Origin of the sequence: Dapis purpurea BLCC-M126 (assembly GCF_050015975.1) — a bacterium.
GTDB lineage: Bacteria > Cyanobacteriota > Cyanobacteriia > Cyanobacteriales > Microcoleaceae > Trichodesmium.
In genome coordinates this window covers 1-24,291 of record NZ_JBNHER010000087.1, presented here as the reverse complement: position 1 = coordinate 24,291, position 24,291 = coordinate 1, and the positions used below count along the sequence as shown (strand labels likewise).

Here is a 24,291-nt window from a genome sequence, read left to right as displayed (position 1 = left end):
AAAAATTCTCTCTCTTTTTAGGGTGAGCGAGCGATCGCCTCTATAATATCTGCTTGGGCAAATTTTCACTCCCACTCTGTAAGTAAAAAAATCTTTCATCTAAGGTTGCACCTAGTCAGCAAAACCAAGAGACCTAACTAAAGACTTAGCTAAATAATAAACAACAGGAATAGATACAGCATTGCCAAATTGTTTCTTAGCAATATTTTCCCTACTATGTGCTCTAAAGCAAGTAGGAAAACCTTGTAACTTGCCACAGTCTTTTGCAGTTATATAACGATATTTTTTCTTCCGATAAATTTCCTTGATAAATAAAGATTTATACTCCTCTGGAGTTTCCCCATTAATAGATACCGTAGCTATACAATCTTTTGTACCTGTAGCAGTTAAAGTCGGCACAATTTCTGAATGAGGTAAAAATATTCTATATATGCCATTAATTCCTGATGAATTTTTAGAATTGACAAATTCATAACCCTGTTCCCCAACATAACGAATAATTTTCTTCTCCACCAAATTATTTAACTCTTGAATTTGCAAATTATCTATTAATTCAGATAAATCGGCAAAAGATAAAGGATTACCATCCTTAGTGCCGTATTTTTTTCTCCGTCTATTTTTGAGAATAGTTTCACAAATCAACTTTTCCCTTTTAGTTGTCTTGATAAGATCCCAAGAATGAATAGTTGTATGACCATTTCTCGTATCACAAAAAACAAAAAAATCATTCAACTCATCATTTTTCTGAAATCTATTTCTAGATACTGGAACATTACCATTAAACAAAATATCTGGTGATAATTTTGCCTTTTGAATATCAAAATTATCCTGGAGACCGTCAATAACTTGAAAAAGTTTAGCTTGAAAATTCAATGGTTCGGGAAAACAGAAATTATCTATATCTAAATCCTTCCTAATTCCTACAATAAAAACTCGTTCTCTATTTTGAGGCAATCCAAAATCAGCAGAATTAAGTAACTTGTAATAGACACGATAACAAATATTTTTAAACTTCTGAATAATTAATTCAAACGACCTTTGATTAGCTGGACTAATTAACCCTCTAACATTTTCGAAGATAAAAGCTTCAGGTTGATTTTCCTCCACAACTCTTATCGTATCAAACCAAAGTTTTCCTCTAGAATCATCAAAACCCCGTAATTTTCCAGCCACAGACCAAGGTTGACAAGGAACTCCACCAACTATCAGATTTACTTGCCAAGGTAACTTAGAAATTTTAGTAATATCTCCTAGATATTTTTCATCATTATTGATATATCTATTCAAAAAATTTTGCTGATAAACCTTTATTGCATCAGAGTCGATTTCGGAATACCCTAAACATTTACCTCCTAATTCTTCTAGAGGAATTCTAAATCCACCAATACCCGCAAATAAATCTATAAAAGTGAACCGATGTTCATATATTTGTAAATTAATAGGTTTCTCAAGATTAAAAAAGCTTAATTGGGTTGGGGAATTAATGATATGACCAGACATTAGTCAATTTTTCTGATTATTACTAGGATTAGCATTATAGCAATCTCTTTCCGTTTTTTTGATTGATTAAGGAAAAATATGGATGTATTTGCCTCTGAAAAAGAGAGTAGTGCCTCTATTTGGGCTAAACAATTGTGTAAGTCGCAATAGTAGTTATCTTCACTATTTTCCTTTAAATGTAGAATCCAAATAGAAGCTCGTTCAGATATTTTACTCTCTTGATTCTATCCTTTTGAATTTAGATAGATAGAAACATATTTGGGATTAATTTATTTCAGAAATTTGAAAAAACTTTTAAACAGTAATTTTTTTTGCTTCTGAGTCCTATAAAAACATGGTTATTCTTATTTTTCTAGTAATTAGATCGATAAATAAATTAATTATTTACAAAAAAACCATGTTAAAATGTCTTCTAGGGTAAGCATTCAGCTCTCAGCTTTTTGAATAAATTAGGCAAATAAATGAGTTAATAAATTATCAGCTGTTGTGTATCTAGATTTTATATTCTCTATATTACCTTTGAGAAAAATTGAATATATAGTCTAAATACTAAATACCTTAGCTGATAGCTGTTAGCGTTAGCTCCTCTGTTTTGCTGACGCAAAGCTCCGCTAACGCTACGCGACATGAAAAGCGTACCTCCTCCGGAGGAGGCAAGAGGCTACCTGACGGCTGAATGCTTAACTTCTAGGTAAACAAAAAATTTGCTTTCCGTGAAACGGTATAGCTATTATTTCCGGAAGGAGAGGATTTTGAACTACAAACCAGACCCAATAGATACTTCCAAGGTAAATCTCACAACAGAACATTTAAAAATAACAGAATTACTGGCGAAAAATACCCATGAAATTTGGTCAAGTCAGCGACTTTCTGAGGGTTGGAAATACGGAAAAAATAGAGATGATAGCAAAAAATTACATCCTGGTTTAGTGCCTTATGAAGAATTATCAGAGTCAGAAAAAGACTATGACCGGATTATTTCTGTGGGAGTAATTAAAACCCTTTTAGCTATGGGTTATCGAATCGAAGGGTGTGAAAAAACTAACAAAAAAAATGTTGAATTTGATGATAATAATTTGTGTTTAATTTTAGAAAGTTTAAAAAAATCATCTCAACTAAATTTAAAAAGTTTACAAACAATTCGTAGAGAAACTATTAATCTACATTTGCGTTACCCAGAAATTTTTCGGATTTTAGGTGAACATATCCTGAAACTAGGGGAGCCATTAATGGCTTATGATATTTTATCAGAGGGGTTAAGAAAGTGGCCTAATGATACCCGTTTACAACAACTTTTAGCTTTAAGTTTGGCTCGGAGTGGGGCAACTCAAAGGGCGAATAATTTATTATTAGAATTAGTAAATTCAGGTAAAAATGATGAAGAAACTATTAGTTTGTTAGCTCGGACTCATAAAGATTTGTGGAAGCAAGCGATGGTTCCAGAGGAAGGAAGTAAACAAATAGCATTAGCAGCACAAAGATATCAACAAGCTTATCAAATCAGGAGAAGTTATTATCCAGGGGTAAATGCTGCCACAATGACAATGTTGATGGGAGATAATGAAATAGCACTGGCGATCGCTGTTGAAGTACGGGAAAAATGTCTGGCTAAACTCCCACCAGTTTCCCAGAGGAGTGAGGATAACTATTGGTTACTAGCAACCTTGGGAGAAGTAGCTTTGATTTTAGGAGAAAACTTAGAGGCAGAAGATTGGTATAATCAAGGGGTGGAGTTAGCTAAGGGGAAATTGGGGGATTTAAGATCGACTCGTCGTAATGCTACTTTAATTGTACAATATCGCCAGGGGGATATGGAATTGATTAAGCGCTGCTTTCAGATTCCTAGAGTGGTAGTATTTAGCGGTCACATGATTGATGAACCGGGCCGCACACCGCCGAGGTTTCCACCAGAAATAGAGTTACAGGTTTATCAGGCAATTCGCGATCGCCTGATTCAGTTAGATGCTCGATTGGGTTATGCAGCAGCAGCTTGTGGTAGTGATATTTTATTTTTGGAAGCGTTATATGAACTTCAAGGAGAGGCTCATATTGTCTTACCCCATGAGCGAGAACAATTTATCAAAAATTCTATTGATATTATTCCTAATAGCAATTGGCTAGAACGGTTTGATGAAGTTTTGGAAAAAGCCACAGAAGTGATTATTCCCACTCATTATAATCTTGAAAACAGCAATATTTCGTATGAATACACTAATAGTATTCTCTACGGGATGGCAAAAATGCGGGCGGAACAGTTGGATACAGAACTTATACCAATGGCTGTTTGGAATCAACAAATTGGTGGGATAGGTGGTACAGCAAGGGCTGTAGAATTTTGGCGACAATGGAATGATAATGTAGAAATAATTGATATTCAGCAGATTTTACAATCTGTGATGACAAAGAAAGTAGAGATATTGAATACACTATCCACACCACCAACTCCCATACAACCAACTTCTGCCGCAGAGGACGAAAATCGGTTAATTATGGCGTTGTTATTTGCAGATGTTAAGAGTTATTCTAAGTTGAAGGAAAACCAGATTAGTCTATTTGTCAAACATTTTCTCGGTGGAGTGGCAGAGTTTGAGGGTAAATCTCCTTATAAAGCAGTGATGAAAAATACTTGGGGAGATGCTTTATATTATGTATTCTCTCATGTAAGGGATGCGGGTTTATTTGCCTTGGAAGTATGCGATCTTGTTCAGAGTACAGATTGGGAAAAAGTAGGGTTGCCCGCAAGTTTGAATTTACGGGTAGCGTTACATACAGGGGTGGTTTATAAATATACTAATCCCATCACTGGGGATACAACCTACAGTGGTACTCATGTAAATTATGCTGCCAGAATTGAACCTATTACTCCACCAGGAAAAGTTTATTCGAGTCAAGAGTTTGCTGCAATGGTGGCTTCGGAGGGGGTGAAGGAATTTACTTGTGATTATGTGGGAAAAACTCCTTTGGCAAAGAGTTATGGTACATTTCCTACTTATCATGTGCGACGTTGTGGGGGTGGTTAACTAAGTCAGAAGCCAGAAGTCAGAAGTTAGAAGTTAGTTGTAGGTTGGGTTGCACTACCGCTTAACCCAACTATCCCGAATACAACCATTATCAAACTGTTACAGTGCTTTAGTCTGTTGCTAGCAGTATTAATCTTAATACTGTAGCAACCTTTTTTGAATTTGGTATTATTTGATTACTGCCTCGCAATAACAAGACTAAACTCTACTGTCCGCACCGAGGGGGCTGAAAAAACAATGATTTGATTTTACCCCAATTATTACTCCCCGTGACAATCTCAACTATAGTAGTCAAATTTTGAGATTGCTAGCTTTAGGGAAGGCTTGCTCTACAGCTAAGTTAATGCTTTTTTAATTGTTGATTTGGGTTTGACTAAATAGAAAAATATACAAACCCAAAATGTTAAACTAGGCAAGAACAAAGGCAATAAAATTGCACCGGTAATATAAATTTGTAGACTAGTTAAACCATAAATTATATTTAATAAAAATAGTAATAAAAAAATACTTTTTTGTTTGTGCCCTATAGAGTAATTTTCTAATATTAATACTATTCCTTTTCCTAACAAAATAGCTATGCCAATTAACCATAAATCAGTAATAGGTATAACTAATCTTTGGTTGAGGAAATGATGAACCATATAACCATGAATTTCTCCCCCTGTCAATGCCCTACTTAGGTTAGGAGGATTTTTTTGAGAACGCCAGTAACGAACAGCATTAGGTAAAGGAAAATTGCTTTTTCCAGGAGTTAATCCTGCATCTTTATATCCAGGAGCAATAATCACTATCGACGGAAGTTTTTCTACCTTAGTTGTTGCTAATAATTGCTCTTTACTACTTTCCAAAAGTTGCCAAGCTGGTAAACGAAGAAAAACTGCTTCTGGAGGAATAGAAAAATCTATAATTGGATGCAGCCACATTTGCCCTAGTCCATAAGAAAAGTTAGTTAAAGGTTGTAAGCGAGATGAGCTAGAAAATAATTCCAAAAAATGTTTACCTGTGGTTTGATTAATATGATTTTTGACTTGAGATAACCAATCAATTGAAGAATTAATCTGAGGTTGCAGCAAATTATCAGATTGTTGCACGTTTAACAAATGAGCAACTGCTAATAAATAAGCAAAGGACAATAGTGTCTTAGTAGAATAGTTTCTTGGTAGCAGTGTTACATGAGTAACGTAACGATCATAACCTACTACACTAACATTTCCCTGTAGTCTCCAGTTAGAGGAAGCTAACTCTGGTAATGTTTCAAACCAACCACCTGCTGGATTGCGGGATGTGGCAAATACAAACCAAGTGTTTTGCTTTTCTATGGATGAGCGTAGAGTCTGGGCAAATTTTTTGTCATTTTCTGGTTGATGGCGGTCAAAAAGATAGTCAAGACCAATAATTTTGGTATTGATGGTTGTCAGTTTATCAATAATTTTGGCGATATAACTACGATCCATTGGTACAGGATCGGATATTTTTGCTTTTCTAATAGAATCTTCGTCAATTTCTACTAACAGTACAGGTGGTGAATTTTGTCTATCAACTTGATTAGTAAATTGACGATACATAGCTTGAACTAATACTCGCTTCTCAATCAAAAAACGTTGAGTTGGCAATTGCCAACTATATAAAATTAATATAGTTAGAGAGATTGCTTCTAAAGGTCTAAAAATGATTTTTTTTGTTTTCTTCCGCAACTTTTGTAAACGTTCGACTGACTTACTCTGAAGAATAAATTCCTTCATATTTTCAGTTACTGGAGGTTGCTTAGATTTTGTTATTGTTAACTGCAACCACTCATAAGCTCTCGTATATTCACTTCCCCGCAACAGTAAATCTATAGTTTTATTTCTTTGCTTCCATTCCAATGCCTTATGCAACATTTTCGTATGTTCCCGCACATATTCCCTATCTATATTTAACGTCCGCATCAACTCACTAAAATTAGCATAAAAATCTCCCTCATACCTATTAAAATCTAACCATTGCACTTTTGCCAATTCTGGATGTAATTCCGCAAGATTAACTTTTCTATGCAATACTGTCACAAAACGTTTATTTAAACTTTTGGCATATTCGACTTCATCAGCACAATAAGGAGAATTTACCGACTCTGGGGAAATAATAAATAAGAAGTTATCCGACTGTTCAATACCTCGATAAATTTCCTGTTGAAAATCTGTTGCTGTAGCAATACTTTCCTGGTCAAACCAAGTAGTTTTTCCCTGAGTTTGTAAAGCATCATTTAACTGTCTAGCAAAATCCGAGTCTGCCCGTGAATAAGAAACAAAAACATCTAAAGCTAAATCAGGTGGTTCTTTAGCACTTTCAGCAATAAATTCTCTTTGTAAATTTGTGGGTAAATTAGCGGTGATATTTCCAGCTAATTCTAGCCAACTTTGATATTGTTCAAGATTATAACCCCGCAATAAAATACTAGGGTTACGATTTTGTTCGAGCCATTTCAAAGCTTTGACTAATAAAATTTTATGTCGTTGATAATAAACAGCTTCTGATTTTAACTCTTTAATAAGTTTGTCTATTCCTTCTGGCTCTGATGGAGTCAAATCTATTAATTGTAAATTACTTATTCCTGGAGAAATTTCTGTTAAATCTGTGGGAGAAATTAAAAGAGGAATCATTCGTTTATTCAGACTCAAAGCATAGGTTAATGTTTGTTGACAAGATTCTGATTTTATCGCTTCAGGAGACAATAAATAAATAATATTATCAGCTGCAGCAATACCTTGATTAATTTCTTGCTGAAAATTTTTTCCAGTCTGAATATCAGTATGATAACTCCAAACAGTAATCCCTTCCCTTATCAAACTTTTTCTAATTTGCTCCATGATCTGTTGATCTGCTTCAGCAAAAGCCAAGAAAACTTGAGTCATTAAATTATTAGCATTTTTCTGACTTTCACAGATAAATTCACAATGTAAATCTGTGGGAATACAAGGAGGTTGTTCTTCTGTAAATTTAATTTTTAACCATTTTTCTGCTTCTAGACGTTCTTTAGCAGTTAACAGATAACGAGTTTGTTTTTGATTTTTTTCCCAGTCTAAGGCTTTAATTAAGATATTAGTATGTTGTTTGACATGATCTTCGTGACGTTTGAATAATTCAATCAAATCCCTAAAACTTTTGTCAAAATCATCAATATCTTCCCGAAAATAAACCCAGTTAATTCTGCCTATTTCTGGGTGCATATTAGAGAAACAAGAATGGTTACCTTGTTGTTGATAAATTTCCCATTCTTCTAGAGTACCTTGAGGATTTCTTTGTTGCCAAATTTCACAAGTAATTTGTTCAACATGAAGTAGTGGAATAATTCGTTTGTTGTATTTAATGGCATGATTAATTTCTTTGAGGCAGTAGGGAGAATTAATAGAGTGAGGGGCAATTATAAACAGAAAATTATCAGCTTTTGTAATCCCATCATCAATTTGATTTTGAAAGTCTACAGCGAGGGGAATATCATTTTGATCAAACCAGATTTTCAGACCATTTTCTGTGAGTTTTTCATAGAGTTTTATCGCAAAATATTTGCTATCTGCCCGTCCATAAGAAATAAAAGCATTGTAATATTCAGTCATAGATTTTTACCATAATGGAAATTATTAAGCTAATAATAAACAATTGCTCCAATAAATTTACAGTTAATACAAATAGATGTGATAATTTCTTCACCTACTATTGCTCTCAGACGGAGTAACGGGGTATTCTTCCGATTGGCTGTTTGCTTGAACATATAGTAATATAAAAAATCCAGTCATAAACAGCAAAAAGGCAAATAAAATCAGCTTTGCCCTTTTTTGTTGTAACTCTAGTTCTTGAAGTACAAATTCTTTGTTTTTTAGTTCTAATTCTACTTTTGTAGTCAAAATATATTCTTTTAACAACCCACTTAATAGAGGTTTTTTTCCCTTTTGTTCTGCTGCTCGCAACCACTCATAAGCCTTGACAGCCTCCTTCCCTTGCAACAATAAATCAACATTTTTCCCATTTTTTTCCCACTCTAAGGCTTTCTGCGAAATTTTCGTATGTTCGCGTACATATTTTCTGTCTGTATCCAACGTCCGCACTAACTCACTAAAGTTTGCATAAAAGTCTCCCCCATACCGATTAAAATCTAACCATTGTACTTTTGCCAACTCTGGATGTAATTCGGCAGTATTAACTTTTCGATGCAATACTGTGATGAAACGTTTATTTAGACTTTTGGCATATTCGACTTCATCAGCACAATAAGGAGAATTTACCGACTCTGGGGAAATAATAAATAAGAAGTTATCCGACTTTTCAATACCCCGATAAATTTCCTGTTGAAAATCTGTTCCTGTCGCAATACTTTCTTGGTCAAAACAAGTAGTTTTACCATAAGTTTGTAGAGCATCATTTAAGCGTCTAGCAAAATCTGCATCTGCCCGTGAATAAGAAACAAAAACATCTAATGCTAAATTAGGTGGTTGTTTAGCACTTTCAGCAATAAATTCTATTTGTAAATCTGTGGCTAAATTCACTGCTCGACTTCTAGCCAGTTCAAGCCAACTTTGATATTTTTCTAGATTATAACCCCGCAATAAAATATTAAGGTTACGATTTTGTTCCACCCATTTTAAAGCTTTGACTAATAAAATTTTATGTTGCTGATAATAAACAGCTTCTTGTTTTAATTCTTTGATAAGTTTGTCTATTCCTTGGGATTCTGATTTAGTCAAATCAATAAATTGTAAATTGTTGATTTTTGAAGAAATTTGTGTAACATCTGTGGGAGATATTAATAGAGAGATAATTCGTTTATTCATACTCAAAGTATAGGTTAATTCTTGTTGGCAATATTCTGACTTTATCGCTTCAGGAGACAATAAATAAATTACATTATCAGCTCCGGCAATACCTCGCCGAATTTCTTGTTGAAAATTTTTTCTAGTTTGAATATCAGTATTATAACTCCAGACAGTAATTCCTTCTCTTATCAAACTTTTCCTGATTTGCTCCATCATATTTTTATCTGCTTCAGCAAAAGTCAGAAAAACTTGAGTCATTAAATTATTAGCATTTTTTTCACTCTCACAGATAAATTCACAATGTAAGTCTGTAGGGATACAGGGCGGTTGTTCTTCGGCAAATTTAGTTTTCAACCATTGTGCTGCTGCTTGGCGTTCTTGACTAATTAACAAATAACGAGTTTGTTTTTGATTTTTTTTCCAGTCTAAGGCTTTAACTAAGATATTTGTATGTTGTTTGACGTAATCTTGATGACGATTAAATAATTCGATTAAGTCAGTCAAACTTTTATCAAAATCATCAATATTTTCCCGAAAATAAATCCAGTTAATTCTGCCTATTTCTGGATGCATATTCGGGAAACAGGAATGCTTACCTTGTTGTCGATAAATTTCCCATTGTTCTAAAGTGCATTGAGGGTTTCGTTGTTGCCATATTTCATAAGTAATTTGTTCGACGTGGAGTAGTGGGATGATACGTTTATTGTATTTAATGGCGTGATTAATTTCTTTGAGGCAGTAATGATAATTAACGGAGTGAGGAGTAATTATAAACAGAAAATTATCAGCTTTTGCAATACGATCGTCAATTTGATTTTGAAAGTCTACTTCCAGGGGAATATCATTTTGATCAAACCAGATTTTCAGACCATTTTCTGTAAGTTTTTCATAGAGTTTTGTAGCAAAAGATTTGCTATCTGCCCGTCCATAGGAAATGAAGGCATTATAATATTCAGGCATAGGTTTTTGGGCTTAGTAATTAGGTCTTGGAGGCAATTAGATTATATAATAATATTAGTTATAATCTTTACTAGCTCCCCTATACCCCATTTGATTTAACCAATATCATCGCACAAGTTCCTATCATCATCTTCCACATAAGGATTATGCTGCAAATAACCACGCACCCAATTACAACTCCGGAGCATTAAGTCGTTTAAATCTATATCTAAATCTAGTTCTTCTACATCCCAAAGTCTAATTGTTTTATCATCACTACCAGATACTAACACTTTGCCATCAGGACTAAAACTGACACTATTAACTGAATCTTCATGTCCGTGAAACGTCAAAATAGTATTTCCCTGTTTCGGGTTCCAAAGTTTAATTGTTTTGTCAGAACTTCCAGAAGCTAAAATCTTGCCATCTGGACTAAAACTAATGCTGTTGATGGAATTACTATGGCCTTTGAAAGTGAAAACTTTTTCTCTTTTTTCTACATCCCACAGAGTAACAATATTCCGATCGCCTCCAGCAGCTAAAGTCTTGCCATCTGGACTGAAACTGATACTAAAATTAGAACTTTGATTATCGTTCGTCAGAGGTTCCATTTTTTCCATTGTTTCTATATTCCAGAGATTAATTATATTATCCTTACTACCAGAAGCTAAGGTCTTGCCATCCGGACTAAAACTCATTGTCATTACCGTGCTTTCGTGACCTTTGAGATTACCTATTTCTTTTTTTGTTCTCCAATTCCAAAGTTTGATAGTGGTATCTTTACTCCCAGAAGCTAAGATGTTGCCATCCGGACTAAAACTAATTGCCTTGATGGCATCGGTATGACCTTTGAGCCGATGAATCTCTTGTTTTGTTTCTACATCCCATAAAATAATGGTGCTATCTTCACCAGCAGAAGCAATGGTTTTACCATCGGGACTCACACTAATTTTCATTACCGAGTCATCATGTCCCTTCAAAGTATATTGAGTTGTAGTCTTCAAATCCCATATCTTGACAGTTTTATCAGCGCCACCAGAAACAAATATCATCTCTTTCTCAGATGTGACATTTTTATCAGCGCCACTAGAAACAAATATCATCTCTTTCTCAGACTCATCTATCTGAGAAGATGAACTTAGAGGAAAACTTAAATGTTGAATAGAATCATCATGTCCTTTAAGTGTACTAAGTTCTCTTCTCGTTTCTAAATTCCAGAGTCTGATGGTTTTGTCGCCACTACCCGATGCTAATATCTTGCCATCAGGGCTAAAACTTACCCGAAATGCCCAAGCATCGTGACCGTGAAAAGAGCGAATTTCATTTCCTGTTTCTATATCCCACAACTTAACTATTCGGTCTTTACTACCAGTCGCTAAATGTTTACCATTGGGACTAAAACTCACACTCATAATTGAACTAAAATGCCCTGCCAAAGTCCGAATTTCCTCACCTGTTTCTAAATCCCAAAGTTTAACCGTTTTATCATAACTACCTGATGCTAATATCTTGCCATCCGGACTAAAACGGACGCTACTCACCAAACCATTATGTCCGAATAGGGTGTAAATTTCTCTACCTGTCTCTACATCCCAGAATTTAATTGTTTTGTCTTTGCTCCCCGATACTAAAGTCTTGCCGTCAGGACTAAAACTGATACTAATCACACTACCCTCGTGCCCGAAGAGAGTATAAATTTCTTTGCCTGTCTCTACATTCCAGAGTTTAATGGTATTATCCTTACTCCCTGATATTAAAATCTTACCATCCCGACTAAAACTCATGCTATTTATCCAGTCAGTATGTCCGGAGAAGGTGCCAATTTCTTTGCCTGTTTCTACATTCCAGAGCTTTATCTTCTTATCTTTTCCTGCCGACGCTAAAATTTTACCATCTCCACTAAAGCAGACACTAATAACAGAGCGATCGTGTCCAGACAAAGTTCGTATTTCTGCCCCCGTTTCCATATTCCACAGCTTAATCTGTTTATCATCACTCCCTGATGCCAATATTTTGCCATCTGGACTAAAACTCAGAGATCTAATGGAATTTTTGTGTCCTTGTAATCTGTTGCTTTCACTGCCACTATAAACAGACTGCTGCAATGCGTCGATCACTTCTGGATCTTTCGCCTTGTATGTTTGCAAATTTTTTCCCGCTTTAATCACTTCGATCAAAGCCTCCAATTCTTTGTTACCAATAAATAGAGACAAAGAAGAGCGAGCAAGAGACTGTGCTAAATTAAGTTGGGCAACTTTATGCTCATGTCTAGAATTCTGCCACAACCCAGTGCTAATGATAACTGCCAATAGGGAACCCACTGTAATTCCCCAAGCAGTTGTAATATCACGTTTTCTGCGTTTTGCTGTTGCTCGTTGAATACTAGTATGTAGCTTTTCACTAGCTCCAATAAATTTCTTTTGCAATTTGGTAAGTGGGGGTTGTTTGTTACTATTAAGAGCTTCCTGTAACCAATTTTTAGCTATCGCCAATTCACTTCCTCGTAGTAACAAATCTTCACTAGCTTTTTCCTGCCAGTCCAACGCTTGTTGTGAGAATTTTGTATGGTTTCTGACATAATCTCTATCAGTATCCAAAAAACGTACTAGCTCGCTAAAGTTAGCATAAAATTCTCCTCCACAGCGATTAAAATCTAACCATTGTACTTTCGCCAACTCTGGATGCAACTCTTCAGAATCAACCTTTCGATGCAACACTGTCACAAACCGTTTATTTAAACTTTTTGCATATTCCACCTCATCAGCACAATAAGAAGAATTTACCGAATCTGGGGAAATAATAAATAAGAAGTTATCCGACTGTTCAATACCCCGATAAATTTCCTGTTGAAAATCTGTGCCTGTCGCAATACTTTCTTGGTCAAACCAAGTTGTTTTTCCCTGAGTTAATAAAGCATCATTTAACTGCCTAGCAAAATCTGAATCCGCACGGGAATAAGAAATAAAAACATCTAAAACTAAATTAGGTGGTTGTTTTGTACTTTCAGTAATAAATTCTCTTTGCAAAGTAATGGGTAAATTAATAGTTCTGCTTTGGGTTAGCTCCAACCAACTTTGATATTGTTCTAGATTATAACCACGCAGTAAAATACTAGGGTTACGATTTTGTTCGAGCCATTTCAAAGCTTTGGCTAATAGAATTTTATGTTGTTGATAATAAACCGCATCTTCTTGTAATTCTTTAATTAATTTATCAACCCCTTCCTGATAGAATTCACCACTCAGATCTATAAATTGTAAATTGCTAATTTCTGTAGGAATTTGTGCTAGATCGATAGGTTCTATTATTATCGAAATAATCCGTTTATTTAGACTCAAAGCATAGGCTAATTCTTGCTGACAGTATTCTGATTTGAGGGCTGCTGGAGACAATAAATAAATCAAATTATCAGCCCCAGCAATTCCTTGATTAATTTCAGTCTGAAAATCTTTGCCTGTTTTAATATCAGTATGATAACTCCAAACAGTAATTCCTTCTCGAATTAAACTTTTTCTAATTTTCTCCACCATATGTTTATTTTCTTCAGCAAAAGCTAAGAAAACTTGAGTCATTAAATTATTAGCATTTTTCTCACTTTCACAGATAAGTTCGCAATGTAAATCGGTGGGAAGACAAGGAGGCTGTTCTTCTGTAAATTTAATTTTCAACCATTTTTCTGCTTCTAGGCGTTCTTTACCAATTAACAAATAACGAGTTTGTTTTTGATACTGTTCCCATTCTAAGGCTTTAATTAAGATATTAGTATGTTGTTTGACATAGTCTTCGTTACGTTTGAATAACTCAATCAAATCGGTAAAACTTTTATCAAAATCATCAATATCTTCCCGAAAATAAACCCAGTTAATTCTACCTATTTCTGGGTGCATATTTGGGAAACTGGAATGCTTACCCTGTTCTTGATAAAATTCCCATTCTTCTAGAGTACCTTGAGGATTTCTTTGTTGCCAAATTTTATAAGTAATTTGCTCAACATGGAGTATAGGAATAATTCTCTTATTGTATTTAATAGCGTGATTAATTTCTTTGAGACAATATGGAGAATTGACAGAATGAGGCGCAATAATAAACAGAAAATTATCAGCTTTTGTAATCCCATCATCAATTTGATTTTGAAAGTCTACTCCCAGAGGAATATCATTTTGATCAAACCAGATTTTTAGACCGTTTTCTGTGAGTTTTTCATAGAGTTTTGTAGCAAATGTTTTGCTGTCAGCACGTCCGTAGGAAATAAAGGCATTGTAAGATTCATTCATGGTTTTTTATGTTTAGTAATTATATCTTGTATCGTCAAAAAATAATTTTTTTCGGTTAAATATTGATAATAAAAATAATATATAGCAATATGATTTAAGTCGTGAGATATTCGATAATTTTAGGTAAAAGGTAACAAATAAAAATAAAAAAATGTGTCTTCTTCATATGTGTCTTCTTCATAAGATGACTACTATATTTTCTACTTTTAAGGAATAGTCAAATTCTCACATCTAATTCCTGATTTCTATATTAACCAATATCCTTAAATCTTTAGAACTACCTAGTAGTTTCGTCCTTAATATATTTTTATATAAAAATTCTCATTGTCTAACTCCTAAGTTTTTAATATAGAGTTGGTTTTATTATATAAGCTAATATATTTCTGAGTTGGTAAAGGTTATGCAGATTTTGAAATAGGTAAGCAGGTACACAATATTAATTACACAGTTAGCAAAGCTGAATTCATTGCCTTGTAAAGATTAGATAGAATTGGAATAGGTAAATAATTTTGTTTAGGTACTTAGCACTATTACCTACTAGGACTTATACTAATTATTAACAGGAATGCTATGTTTGACAACTGATAACTGATAACTGAAATGAATTTGCTCTAAATTTCTATCTAAGAGCAAATTTATTGATATATAGTTATACCACTTTGAAAAAAGAATGCTACGAAAATGTAGCCCCTGATCGGATGTGCTGAAAAATAGCTACTCTAATTCATGTGAGATAGTTATATCTATTATTTCCCCCCTTTTTTTCAATATTTACTCATTCTTCCTTCTTGCTTCTTCCTTCTTCCTTACTTCTACCATTTGTAGCAAACATTTATCAAATTGGTATTACTGAATAATTAAGAATTAAATAGCAGACATGAAAATTGTTATACCAATTAACTTTAAAGATATCACAAATAGTTTCAAAGTTTTAGATGTAAAATAATTTCCTGAAATCATTGTAGCCTCAAAGTTTTGAGCCGATAAAATCTTATTTTTTACTTTTTACTTCCGTAAAACAGTATGAATTGCCATACAAATTATTACTATATTACTCACATTTGTATATAATACCAATTTAATAAAATATTGCTACAGTGCCTTTGTTTTTATAAGTCAGTAGTCAGAATTCAAGAGATAATAATTTATAATATTTACTTCAATCACACTCACTAACTTATATTGTTTTTTATGTCAGCGGGAGAACTTAATTTATACCTTCTACATCATTAGTAAATTTACTACCCGTTTTGTTGTAATTTTACTGTAACTATATTTTTTAAATTTGCTATAAGCTGAGGCTTGAATTAATCAAAACTAAAATTAGCAATGACACTCACTAACTTATGATGTCTTGCTGCCCGTTCCCTTCCGACTATCGTCGTCGCGGGGTCCCACCGCTTTTTTAGAATTCCTGATATGTTCACATCTTAAAATTATGATAGTTTTGTAGTTTTTAGTTAATGCTAGTCTTTGTCTATTTTTTTATCTTGCCAAGATTATCTAAATTTTTCGCTAATTTTTTTGAGAGTATAAGAGACTATTAACCTCTCTATTCAAAAATATATCACCTCTAGAAAAACTAGATTTGCTACGAACTTCCTCTAAGGTTAAAGACGGTATATTTTCTATTTCTGGATCGGCTCCAACTTGAATTAATAGATCCGCAAATTCTACTTTTTTATTAAAAGGTCGAATCGCCCTAATCTTGACACCTGCACTAATTAATGTTTCTGCAACTAACTTAACGTGTTCTATATTTACTTTTGAACCAAACCAAATTGAATTGCTAGGCACATCTACTGTAAAAGTTGGTAAAAGTATAACTTGATAATCTAAACTTCTTAAAGCTTTTTCAACTACTCCATTATCAACATCTTTAGGAAAATATTCAACCACCACAGAATTTTCTTGTTTCTGAGAAAAATTATCTCCTAACAAACTTAATTCATCCTGCAAAACTTCCTGATATACTGTTGGTAAATGCCTACTCATAGAATTAGTTTCAATTCCATATCCTAAACTCGTCCATGTACCGGATAATAACCGCAGAACTTGATTTAATTTTCCCTTTCTTAACAACCCAGGAATATCTTTCTTCCAATATTTGCGATCGCTTAACCAACCATGTACAACAGCATCCTGATATTTTGGCTCAAAACTGTAAGATGCCCAAAATAAAGACCAACTAGGTTGAGGATGATAACGTTTTGCCATAAGATACCAAGTATTGCTTAACATTTGATATCTTCCTGCTGCAGTGCTACAGTTTCCTTGATTTGGACCAGAAACTATCGTTATACACCAGTCTGGATGTTTTCTCAGGTCAGATACCTTTTTACCTGTATAAACAACATGATAAGGTTGAGCATAATTAGACTCACTCGCTGAAATAGTTCGCATTAACGCCCGAATATAAGGATCTCCACCTTTCATTGCTAGTCGAGGCCATTTTTCTCCATCATCATAATCATAATCATAATTATATTGATTAGGGGCATTTAATTTGGTTAATTGCTGTTTATTTAGATTGAATTTTCCCTTAAAAATCTGGAAAAAAGATATAAAAGAGACGATAAGTATAGATATAAAAATTAGGCGTTTGAAAAGCATAAAACGGACTTGAGAAGGCTTTCGTACCTTTCTTCTAATTTTCGGTTTAACAGAACGCATCTAAATCGTCAAGGGTGATTTTCTAAATATTATTCTGAGAGCTTCATACAATGAATTACATTTTATAAAGTCTCTAATAAACATATATTTTAACTCAACTCACCCAAACTTGCACCTCCTTTTTAATAGGTAAAATAGCTGTGATTTTTTTACAACAATTACTGTATTGAAATAATTCTAAAATGTGGTATGCGATAAATCAATTTAAAACTACAGTCAAGAGACAGAAATAAATAATTCTGCCAAAGATTTTTCAGGTGCTTCTGCCTGAGTAACAATCTCAACAATTTTATTGCAAGCTGCTGGTTGAAATATTGCCTCCACAGAAACTTGTGCTACTTTAGTCCGGGCAATACTACCCTCAAATAACCGATCAGCAGATTCCATAACAATAGGAAATTGGTTATCATCATTTTTCAGACCGCCAGGGCGAACAATAGTATAATTAAGACCACTTTTCTCAATATATTCTTCAGCTTGTTTCTTCCAGAATAAAACTAGCCAGAACAAATTTAGAGGGTGAAAAAATTGAGACACACACAAAGATGAAACTAAAACAAAATGTTCAATACCCTTCTGTTTGGCAACATCTACTAAATTTTTAGTTCCTAAATAATCAACTTTATATGGGTTAGTCAGGTCTAAATTAGGTTTAGCATCTGTAGCACATATCACTACAGTGCTATCCCCAATAGCACTGTAGAGACTACTAGAATTAAGGACATCCCCCATTACTAACTCTGCTTCTGGGGGGATAATTTCTCTCGCTGTTTCTAAGTTACGAACTAAAGCCTTAACAGGAATATCTCGCCTCACCAACTCTTGTACAATCCGACGACCTGTTTGGCCAGTTGCTCCAGGAACAAATGCTTTCATATCTAAATTTATATAAACTTATACATCTTAACAACCTTTTGCTCAAAGTCCCGACCTAGATCATATCTGCTTGAAGGCCCACAAATATAGAGGAAAATCTTTCCTACTAGGACACCTAGCTTAAAAATGTGGCTTGAAAAAACCAAACCCTGACAACCCCCTTACCTACTGGGGCTATCCCTTACCGAATAATTAAGGTATAAAGCCTCTCCTTCTAAAGGAGAAACAAGAAAAAATGTTCCCTACCGCGTCAATCCTCTTCCTTTTAGGGCTATCCATTACCCACATAATTATTTACAATCTTGAAAGCATTATTGGTTAAGAGTTTGGGGATTTAATAACAGCAGATAGCTTGACTTTTACGAGTATCTATGCAGCCTACTTGATAGCGCCCTTTCCCTGCTCTCTACTACCCACTCCCTGCTATTTGAGAAATGTTAAGAAAGATGTGGGTAAAGCATAGCTTGTAGGGAGAGGTAATTATCAATTATTCATTATCAATTATCAATTATTGAACCATAAGTCTTATAAGCATTGGAGGGTGGGGAATGTGGGGAATTTGGAGAGATGGTTTAAGTAGCTAGTCAGAGTTGGCAAATGGTGAAATTGCCTTATTCACTTTTAGTCACCTCTGTCCTAGATATGAGAAATGGCAGGTTTGTCTTCTTTTCCCCTATCCCCTATCCTGTCAGGAATTCGATCTTATGTGGGTCAAGCATAGACCTACTGGGGAAGGAGGAGTTTCTCTGGCCTCTAGGGGTCAGGGGACAGGTCTAAGTTACCCACAAAATAAATCTAGACACCCTACTAATGTGGTCTACCAAAATGAAAACTGCTATAAATACCTCTAAACAAATATTAATTTTAACTCCATGAGTCCTTCTTCATAAGGATAAAGATATCTCCTGGGATAAATTAAATTTTCAATTTGGCAATCCTCAAATTATTGAGTATAGTGTATATATATATACACGAGAGGACTAATCATGCACCAAAATTTTTCAGCAGATCAAACCTTAGAAATGGACAAAAACTTGATTAGTGATTTTTACTTAAGTACAACAGAAATAGACACACCAGAAACTAGCAAAACTACTTGGTTTAAGACTAAATATAGTGATTGTATGAAACTGTATGTAGATGTTGAAACAGTAGCAAAGCACTTTGCATCTCATAGAAGTTGGTTTTGTCGATGTGCTCATCCCATGAAAGTTGAGCCTCTTGGAGAAAATGGCTATGATTTGTTGGTTGGAAAAATGGGTGCTTTGGGATACCAGGTAGAAGCCAGAGTTGGTTTGGAGCTAGTGCCACCAGATTCCGCAGGAATATATAGAATTAGGAATATTGAAGTGCCAAATTATACTCCTCCTGGATATGAAATTAAATTTCAATCAGAAATGAAATTAGTAGAGTTACCCACGGAGGAATTCTGTAGTCACAAAGAGATTCAAAAATTGGGACTCCCTACTGTGATTACTGGGGCAAAATGGGATTTAGATTTAACTGTAGGTGTCAAGTTTCCTCAGTTTATTCAGAAAATGTCCCCTGGTTTGATTCAGAAGACTGGCAATGGGTTATTACTTAAAGTAGTACGCCAGGTATCCCAGTGTTTGAGCTACAAAACTCAAATGGATTTTCATGCTACTTATAATTTGCCATTTCCCAAAGAAAGAAAAAGACATTAGGGGCTTGGTCAACAAACCCTTACAATGTTTAAATATTTATAGTAGTAACCATTACTTTTAGGAAACTATCAAATCCTAAAACTTAGTCATAGCAAAAATTTATTACTTCAACTTTAATATCTGAAGAGCTGATTTATAAACTAAATATTCAAGGAGCTTATCAACACTAGTGGGGATTCAAAGATCAATCCTAAATGGTTTACCCCAATTACTACTGTTCCTAGAAACCTACAACTATCTGTAAAAATCTATGATTTTCTGTATAGTCTGTTCTATTTTTACTTCGAGCTGGCAACGTCAGCGTTATCCAGTCCACAGGCTGTGACGGTCGTTTGCTGTTGCTTCGCAAAACTGGTGTAACGCAACGCTACAGTGAAACACAGAACACGGAGCGTAGCTCTCACTGACCGCCATAGCTAGATTTAAACTAGCATTCAAATCCATGTCACAATTAAAGCCAAAGTTAGAGCAATTAAATGTACACTCTAATTAAAGATAAAGACTCTTTAAAGTTTCCACAGTTAGAGAATTTTTTATAACTAGGAAACCATCTATCAACAATAACTAGTCGAGAGCCGTATAGTTCACACTTGTATTCTAACTGTCTACAAAACTGATAAAAACTCATATTAGTAACAGCCTTGGCTAGTTTGTTGTTAGCCATCCCATAGGGATATATTTAAGTCTTATACTGATACTTGACTGTGGTTTTTAGCCAGGTGAGTAGTTAGTTTGTATAATCCATCTTTCCCAATATTGGCTATCGTGTTGTGTAACTCAGCTATCTTAAGTTGAGTTTTTGTCCAATTGGCGGGAAAACCTGACTTTATGTCGGTTGAAATATTGCAGCCGAGATAATTTATACTCCAACTTTCTTTTCGATTTAGTACCTTCAAATACCTCGCTAGTTGATAATGTTGCTAAGGTTTTTACTCCTAAATCTACACCAACTACATCTACTAACTTCTCACTAATTCGAGATTGCGTGGGCTGAAAATATTCTTTCACCAGTAGATTAACTTGTTTAATCACCGCGTCGCTTTAGAAAATATCCACTATCTTTGAATATCATCTTTATAAATTAGCTCTCAAGAATCCACGCGGATTGCTCCGGTGGAGTGTCACAATGTTTTACATATTGCTAATAATCCTCAACAGAATTTCTACACCTGTTACTGCTTGCCAACTAAAAAGGCCCACGATTGAAACGTTTAGAACTATATGGCTGTATCGCGCCCAATCTTGACCTTTCTGCATAAAAGGAGTTAAAGAAGCAGAAAGAGCGATCGCTCCTGTCATGCCTAACCCTGCGAGGAGGTGGGGACCAAAAAACAATTTACTATTATTAATATAAGTGACGGCCATTCCACCAAGAGACCCCAAAACCATAAAAGCTAGGAGTAGGGAACCAACTTGGTGATGTTTGACTTTAAATTTAGCAAATTCTTTTTTCTTTTCTGTTTCTGTGGCAGTTCTACTGTTGCGAACTTTAATACCGAGATATAAGGCATAAATTGTCAAGGCCAAAAGTACCCACATAATAGCAGGATGGAAAAAGTTGAGCCAAGGCTTAATAGATTCAGGAATTGGCAGATCCATAAATTAATCTTCTCTCTAGGATTCGTAAAAAAACTTTATAAAACTTAGTATAACAGGTAGTTGATCATATAGAGTCGCCATTACTATCGCGGAAATTATCGCTCTTCTCAAATATAGTCACAGCAAGAATTTAACTTCTAACTTTTGACTTTTGACTTCAAAAATTATCTTCCATGGTATGAGAACATGGGACTTCTCCCAAAATCAGTTAAAATCTGAAAAATATAGATTATAGTTGTTGGTATGGCTTCGCAAAAAGAAGAAACAGCCTTGGTACAGGCTGTTAAAAATGGTAATCTTGCTCAAGTATCTGTCCTTCTTGCTCAAAATATTGATGCTAATGCTCAAGCTCTAGATGGTACAACGGCTTTAATGGTGGCCACAGAAAAGGGCTACCGTCAAATAGCCTCTGCATTACTGGATAAAGGCGCTGATATAAACTATACGAGAAAAAAGTTTGGTGCTACAGCTTTAATGTTGGCTGTAGGTCATGGGCGAGCTGAAATAGTAGAAGTTTTGCTCAGTAGAGGTGCTGATGTCAATGCCAAAAATGATCGTGGTGCTTCCCCCCTAATGGTCGCCTCAATGAATGGTTATATTGTAGTAGTCAATCAACTCATAGCTGCTGGAGCAGATGTTAATGTGCAAGACAAAGACCATGATACGGCCTTAGGTTTAGCGACGGCTCAAGGTTATCAAGATGTAGTTAAAGTCTTGCTAAATGCTGGAGCTAGGGTAGATGAGTCTACTTTATCCGTAGTTGCTAATAGTAATTATGCAGAAATGAGAGAAATTTTTATTAATCATGGTGTCGATGTAAATACTAGAAATTTGCAAAGTAAAACATGGTTAATGCAAGCAGCAGAAGCAGGTGATTTATCTACTGTAAATACACTATTAAAAGCTGGTGCAGATGTTAATTTTAGAGATAAAGATGGAGAAACTGCCCTAATTTTATCTGCCGATTTAGGTTATTTAGAAATTGTCAAGGCTTTATTAGAATCAGGGGCAGATGTAAATATTAAAAGTAGAAATGGCGGTACAGCTTTGATGGCTGCTGCTGCTGAAGGAAATGTAGCGATCGCTTCTACTTTATTAGATGCTGATGCTGATGTTAATACTCAAGATTTAGAAGGAGAAACAGCACTAAGTTTTGCCATAGTAGAACATCATACTGAAATAGTAAAACTGCTGCTAAACTATGGAGCTGAAATTGTTACTAAAAATCAAGCCGGTGATACACCTTTGTTGGGTGCAATTTTTCATGGTTATACAGATATCGTATTAATTTTATTAGACAAAATAGAAAAGCAAAATCTGACATCTGTATTAAATAGTAAACATCTTGGAGAGACAGCTTTAACTTTAGCAATATGGCACAAACATCAAGAGATTATTAATATTTTGCTAGATATTGGTGTAGATGTAAATATTCCTGCCCAGGGAGGTTCCACTCCGATGATGAAAGCAGCATATCAAGGAGATATTGAAACATTAAAGGTACTTTTAGAAAGGGGAGCAGATATTAATCTTCGAGATGATAATCAGGCGACGGCTTTAATGTGGGCAGCATATCAAGGTCATGCTGAAGCTGTAAAATTGTTAATTGATTCTGGGGCTAATTTAACCTATAAAAATCGAGGCGGTTGTACAGCTTTAATGTTAGCGGAATTTAATGGTTATCAAGATATTATCAGGTTACTGAATAATGCTGGAGCTTGAAGAAGGTTGTAGATTTTGATATATTCCCAACGTTGGGCTTACTTGAGAACATGGGATTCTTCAGCCAAGGCAACCCTAGCCGCAGTTTTAACAGAAGTGATGTCCTCCTCCCGTGTTGACAACAATCCTATTTTCTGTATTAGAAGTGCTGAGTTATAGTCCCTATCTATAGCAATCCTATTTTATTCGTGGCAAAAATCTTACTGCTTTTTAGGGAACACTTAACTGGCAACAGCCAACAGGTAAGAGTTTCAACTTTTTTATTTACTTTTTAATCTGTCACAACCTATTTAGGATTGCTATAATTCCTGTCCACAGTTACTACAAGAATGTCAGTAGTTTGATCAACTTTTAGAGACTTTATTCAAGCATTCCCAACAATGTTGAGATGTACCTTTTGGATCTACTTTGATAACTCGCTTACCTAGTTTCGAGATTACAGACTCTAAAACATCAATAAATTGATAATGGCTGCATTATGCAAAGACTTGTTCAATCCTGATTTAGCTGATTCATTGGGAAAGAATTGACCATTGTCGCCTAATTTAGCTTTACAACGTCGGATTCATTAATTGATAATGGATAATTACCTCTGGTTAAAACCTGAACGGAATTGAAAATAAGGAAATTTTGTTTCTTTATCTCTTATATGTTTCTTTATCTCTTATATTAGTTGATTGGATATGGCGTTTAGCGCTCCGCACAACGAGCGTTTTGCTAGCGCACAACGCACGTTAACGCTGCGCGACATATAAAGCGGAGCTTTGCGCTAGCAAAACGACTACTTTTTCTCTTGAAATGGAAGGCTTTAAACCGAATTGATTAATTATCAATTATTCATTGGTAACTAGTACCGCTACGCGGAAGTCAGAATTCATAATTCATAAATTTTGATTGGTAAGGCTTTGAGTATTTTGTTACTGGTAACATATTTCCGTCATCCTGAACTAGGAGAAGACTTAGAGTGAAATTTCCGGAACAAATCAAACAGGTTTACTTCAAAGCTGTTTTTTTGGAGTGAATCTTACTTTATTGCTAGTTGTGGTGGTGTGAGTATTTCAGTGCTAAAAAAGTAGATCCAAAATCAGGAAGAACCACAAACATAACGCCTAGCTTCTACCGCAGCGCTGAATTAAAAATTACAGCGGGGGACTTGCTGGCTTCATTAATTGATAATTGATAATGGATAATTGATAATTACAAGAAGGTTAAAACC

Annotated in this window: 13 protein-coding genes; 3 read left to right on the top strand and 10 right to left on the bottom strand. The window is 34.7% G+C overall.

The window, feature by feature from the left end; all coding sequences use genetic code 11:
* Window positions 1–111 precede the first annotated feature (111 nt).
* The gene (locus ACP6PL_RS08180; protein WP_426544394.1) at window positions 112–1,500 is read right to left on the bottom strand and encodes a DNA cytosine methyltransferase; all 1,389 of its coding nucleotides are present in this window, start codon (window positions 1,498–1,500) and stop codon (window positions 112–114) included.
* A gap of 752 nt (window positions 1,501–2,252) precedes the next feature.
* Here ACP6PL_RS08180 and ACP6PL_RS08175 point away from each other — a divergent pair.
* Entirely contained in the window at window positions 2,253–4,520 is a 2,268-nt protein-coding gene (locus ACP6PL_RS08175) for a TRAFs-binding domain-containing protein (RefSeq protein WP_426544392.1), read from the top strand.
* Between the two features lie 335 nt (window positions 4,521–4,855).
* Here ACP6PL_RS08175 and ACP6PL_RS08170 read toward each other — a convergent pair whose 3' ends face one another.
* The 5 genes from ACP6PL_RS08170 to ACP6PL_RS08150 all read right to left on the bottom strand — a co-directional run bounded on the left by ACP6PL_RS08170 (window position 4,856) and on the right by ACP6PL_RS08150 (window position 18,069).
* Window positions 4,856–8,113, bottom strand: coding sequence for a TIR domain-containing protein (locus ACP6PL_RS08170; RefSeq protein ID WP_426544390.1), 3,258 nt, complete (start codon window positions 8,111–8,113; stop codon window positions 4,856–4,858).
* A gap of 90 nt (window positions 8,114–8,203) precedes the next feature.
* Window positions 8,204–10,267 (bottom strand): toll/interleukin-1 receptor domain-containing protein, encoded by a 2,064-nt coding sequence (locus ACP6PL_RS08165; RefSeq protein ID WP_426544388.1) that lies wholly within the window; start codon window positions 10,265–10,267, stop codon window positions 8,204–8,206.
* A 95-nt stretch (window positions 10,268–10,362) separates the two neighbouring features.
* Window positions 10,363–14,520 (bottom strand): TIR domain-containing protein, encoded by a 4,158-nt coding sequence (locus ACP6PL_RS08160; RefSeq protein WP_426544386.1) that lies wholly within the window; start codon window positions 14,518–14,520, stop codon window positions 10,363–10,365.
* A 1,515-nt stretch (window positions 14,521–16,035) separates the two neighbouring features.
* The gene (locus ACP6PL_RS08155; RefSeq protein ID WP_426544384.1) at window positions 16,036–17,193 is read right to left on the bottom strand and encodes a glycoside hydrolase family 24 protein; all 1,158 of its coding nucleotides are present in this window, start codon (window positions 17,191–17,193) and stop codon (window positions 16,036–16,038) included.
* Window positions 17,194–17,409: 216 nt separating this feature from the next.
* A complete protein-coding gene (locus ACP6PL_RS08150; RefSeq protein ID WP_426544382.1) occupies window positions 17,410–18,069 on the bottom strand; it encodes an NAD(P)H-binding protein in 660 nt (219 codons plus the stop codon).
* Window positions 18,070–19,055: 986 nt separating this feature from the next.
* On the opposite strand from ACP6PL_RS08150, the gene ACP6PL_RS08145 reads away from it, so the two are divergent.
* Window positions 19,056–19,754, top strand: a complete 699-nt coding sequence (locus ACP6PL_RS08145) for a DUF1997 domain-containing protein (RefSeq protein WP_426544380.1) — start codon at window positions 19,056–19,058, stop codon at window positions 19,752–19,754.
* 472 nt (window positions 19,755–20,226) lie between these two features.
* On the opposite strand, the gene ACP6PL_RS08140 is transcribed toward ACP6PL_RS08145, so the two are convergent.
* The 3 genes from ACP6PL_RS08140 to ACP6PL_RS08130 form a co-directional block, all read right to left on the bottom strand.
* On the bottom strand, window positions 20,227–20,382 hold the full coding sequence (locus tag ACP6PL_RS08140; protein ID WP_426544437.1) for a zinc ribbon domain-containing protein: 156 nt from the start codon (window positions 20,380–20,382) through the stop codon (window positions 20,227–20,229).
* Window positions 20,383–20,540: 158 nt separating this feature from the next.
* Entirely contained in the window at window positions 20,541–20,786 is a 246-nt protein-coding gene (locus tag ACP6PL_RS08135; protein WP_426544378.1) for a hypothetical protein, read from the bottom strand.
* 99 nt (window positions 20,787–20,885) lie between these two features.
* Window positions 20,886–21,353, bottom strand: coding sequence for a DUF4079 domain-containing protein (locus tag ACP6PL_RS08130; RefSeq protein ID WP_426544376.1), 468 nt, complete (start codon window positions 21,351–21,353; stop codon window positions 20,886–20,888).
* 243 nt (window positions 21,354–21,596) lie between these two features.
* On the opposite strand from ACP6PL_RS08130, the gene ACP6PL_RS08125 reads away from it, so the two are divergent.
* On the top strand, window positions 21,597–23,075 hold the full coding sequence (locus ACP6PL_RS08125) for an ankyrin repeat domain-containing protein (protein WP_426544374.1): 1,479 nt from the start codon (window positions 21,597–21,599) through the stop codon (window positions 23,073–23,075).
* Between the two features lie 344 nt (window positions 23,076–23,419).
* Here ACP6PL_RS08125 and ACP6PL_RS08120 read toward each other — a convergent pair whose 3' ends face one another.
* The gene (locus ACP6PL_RS08120; RefSeq protein ID WP_426544435.1) at window positions 23,420–23,533 is read right to left on the bottom strand and encodes a zinc ribbon domain-containing protein; all 114 of its coding nucleotides are present in this window, start codon (window positions 23,531–23,533) and stop codon (window positions 23,420–23,422) included.
* Window positions 23,534–24,291: the final 758 nt, after the last annotated feature.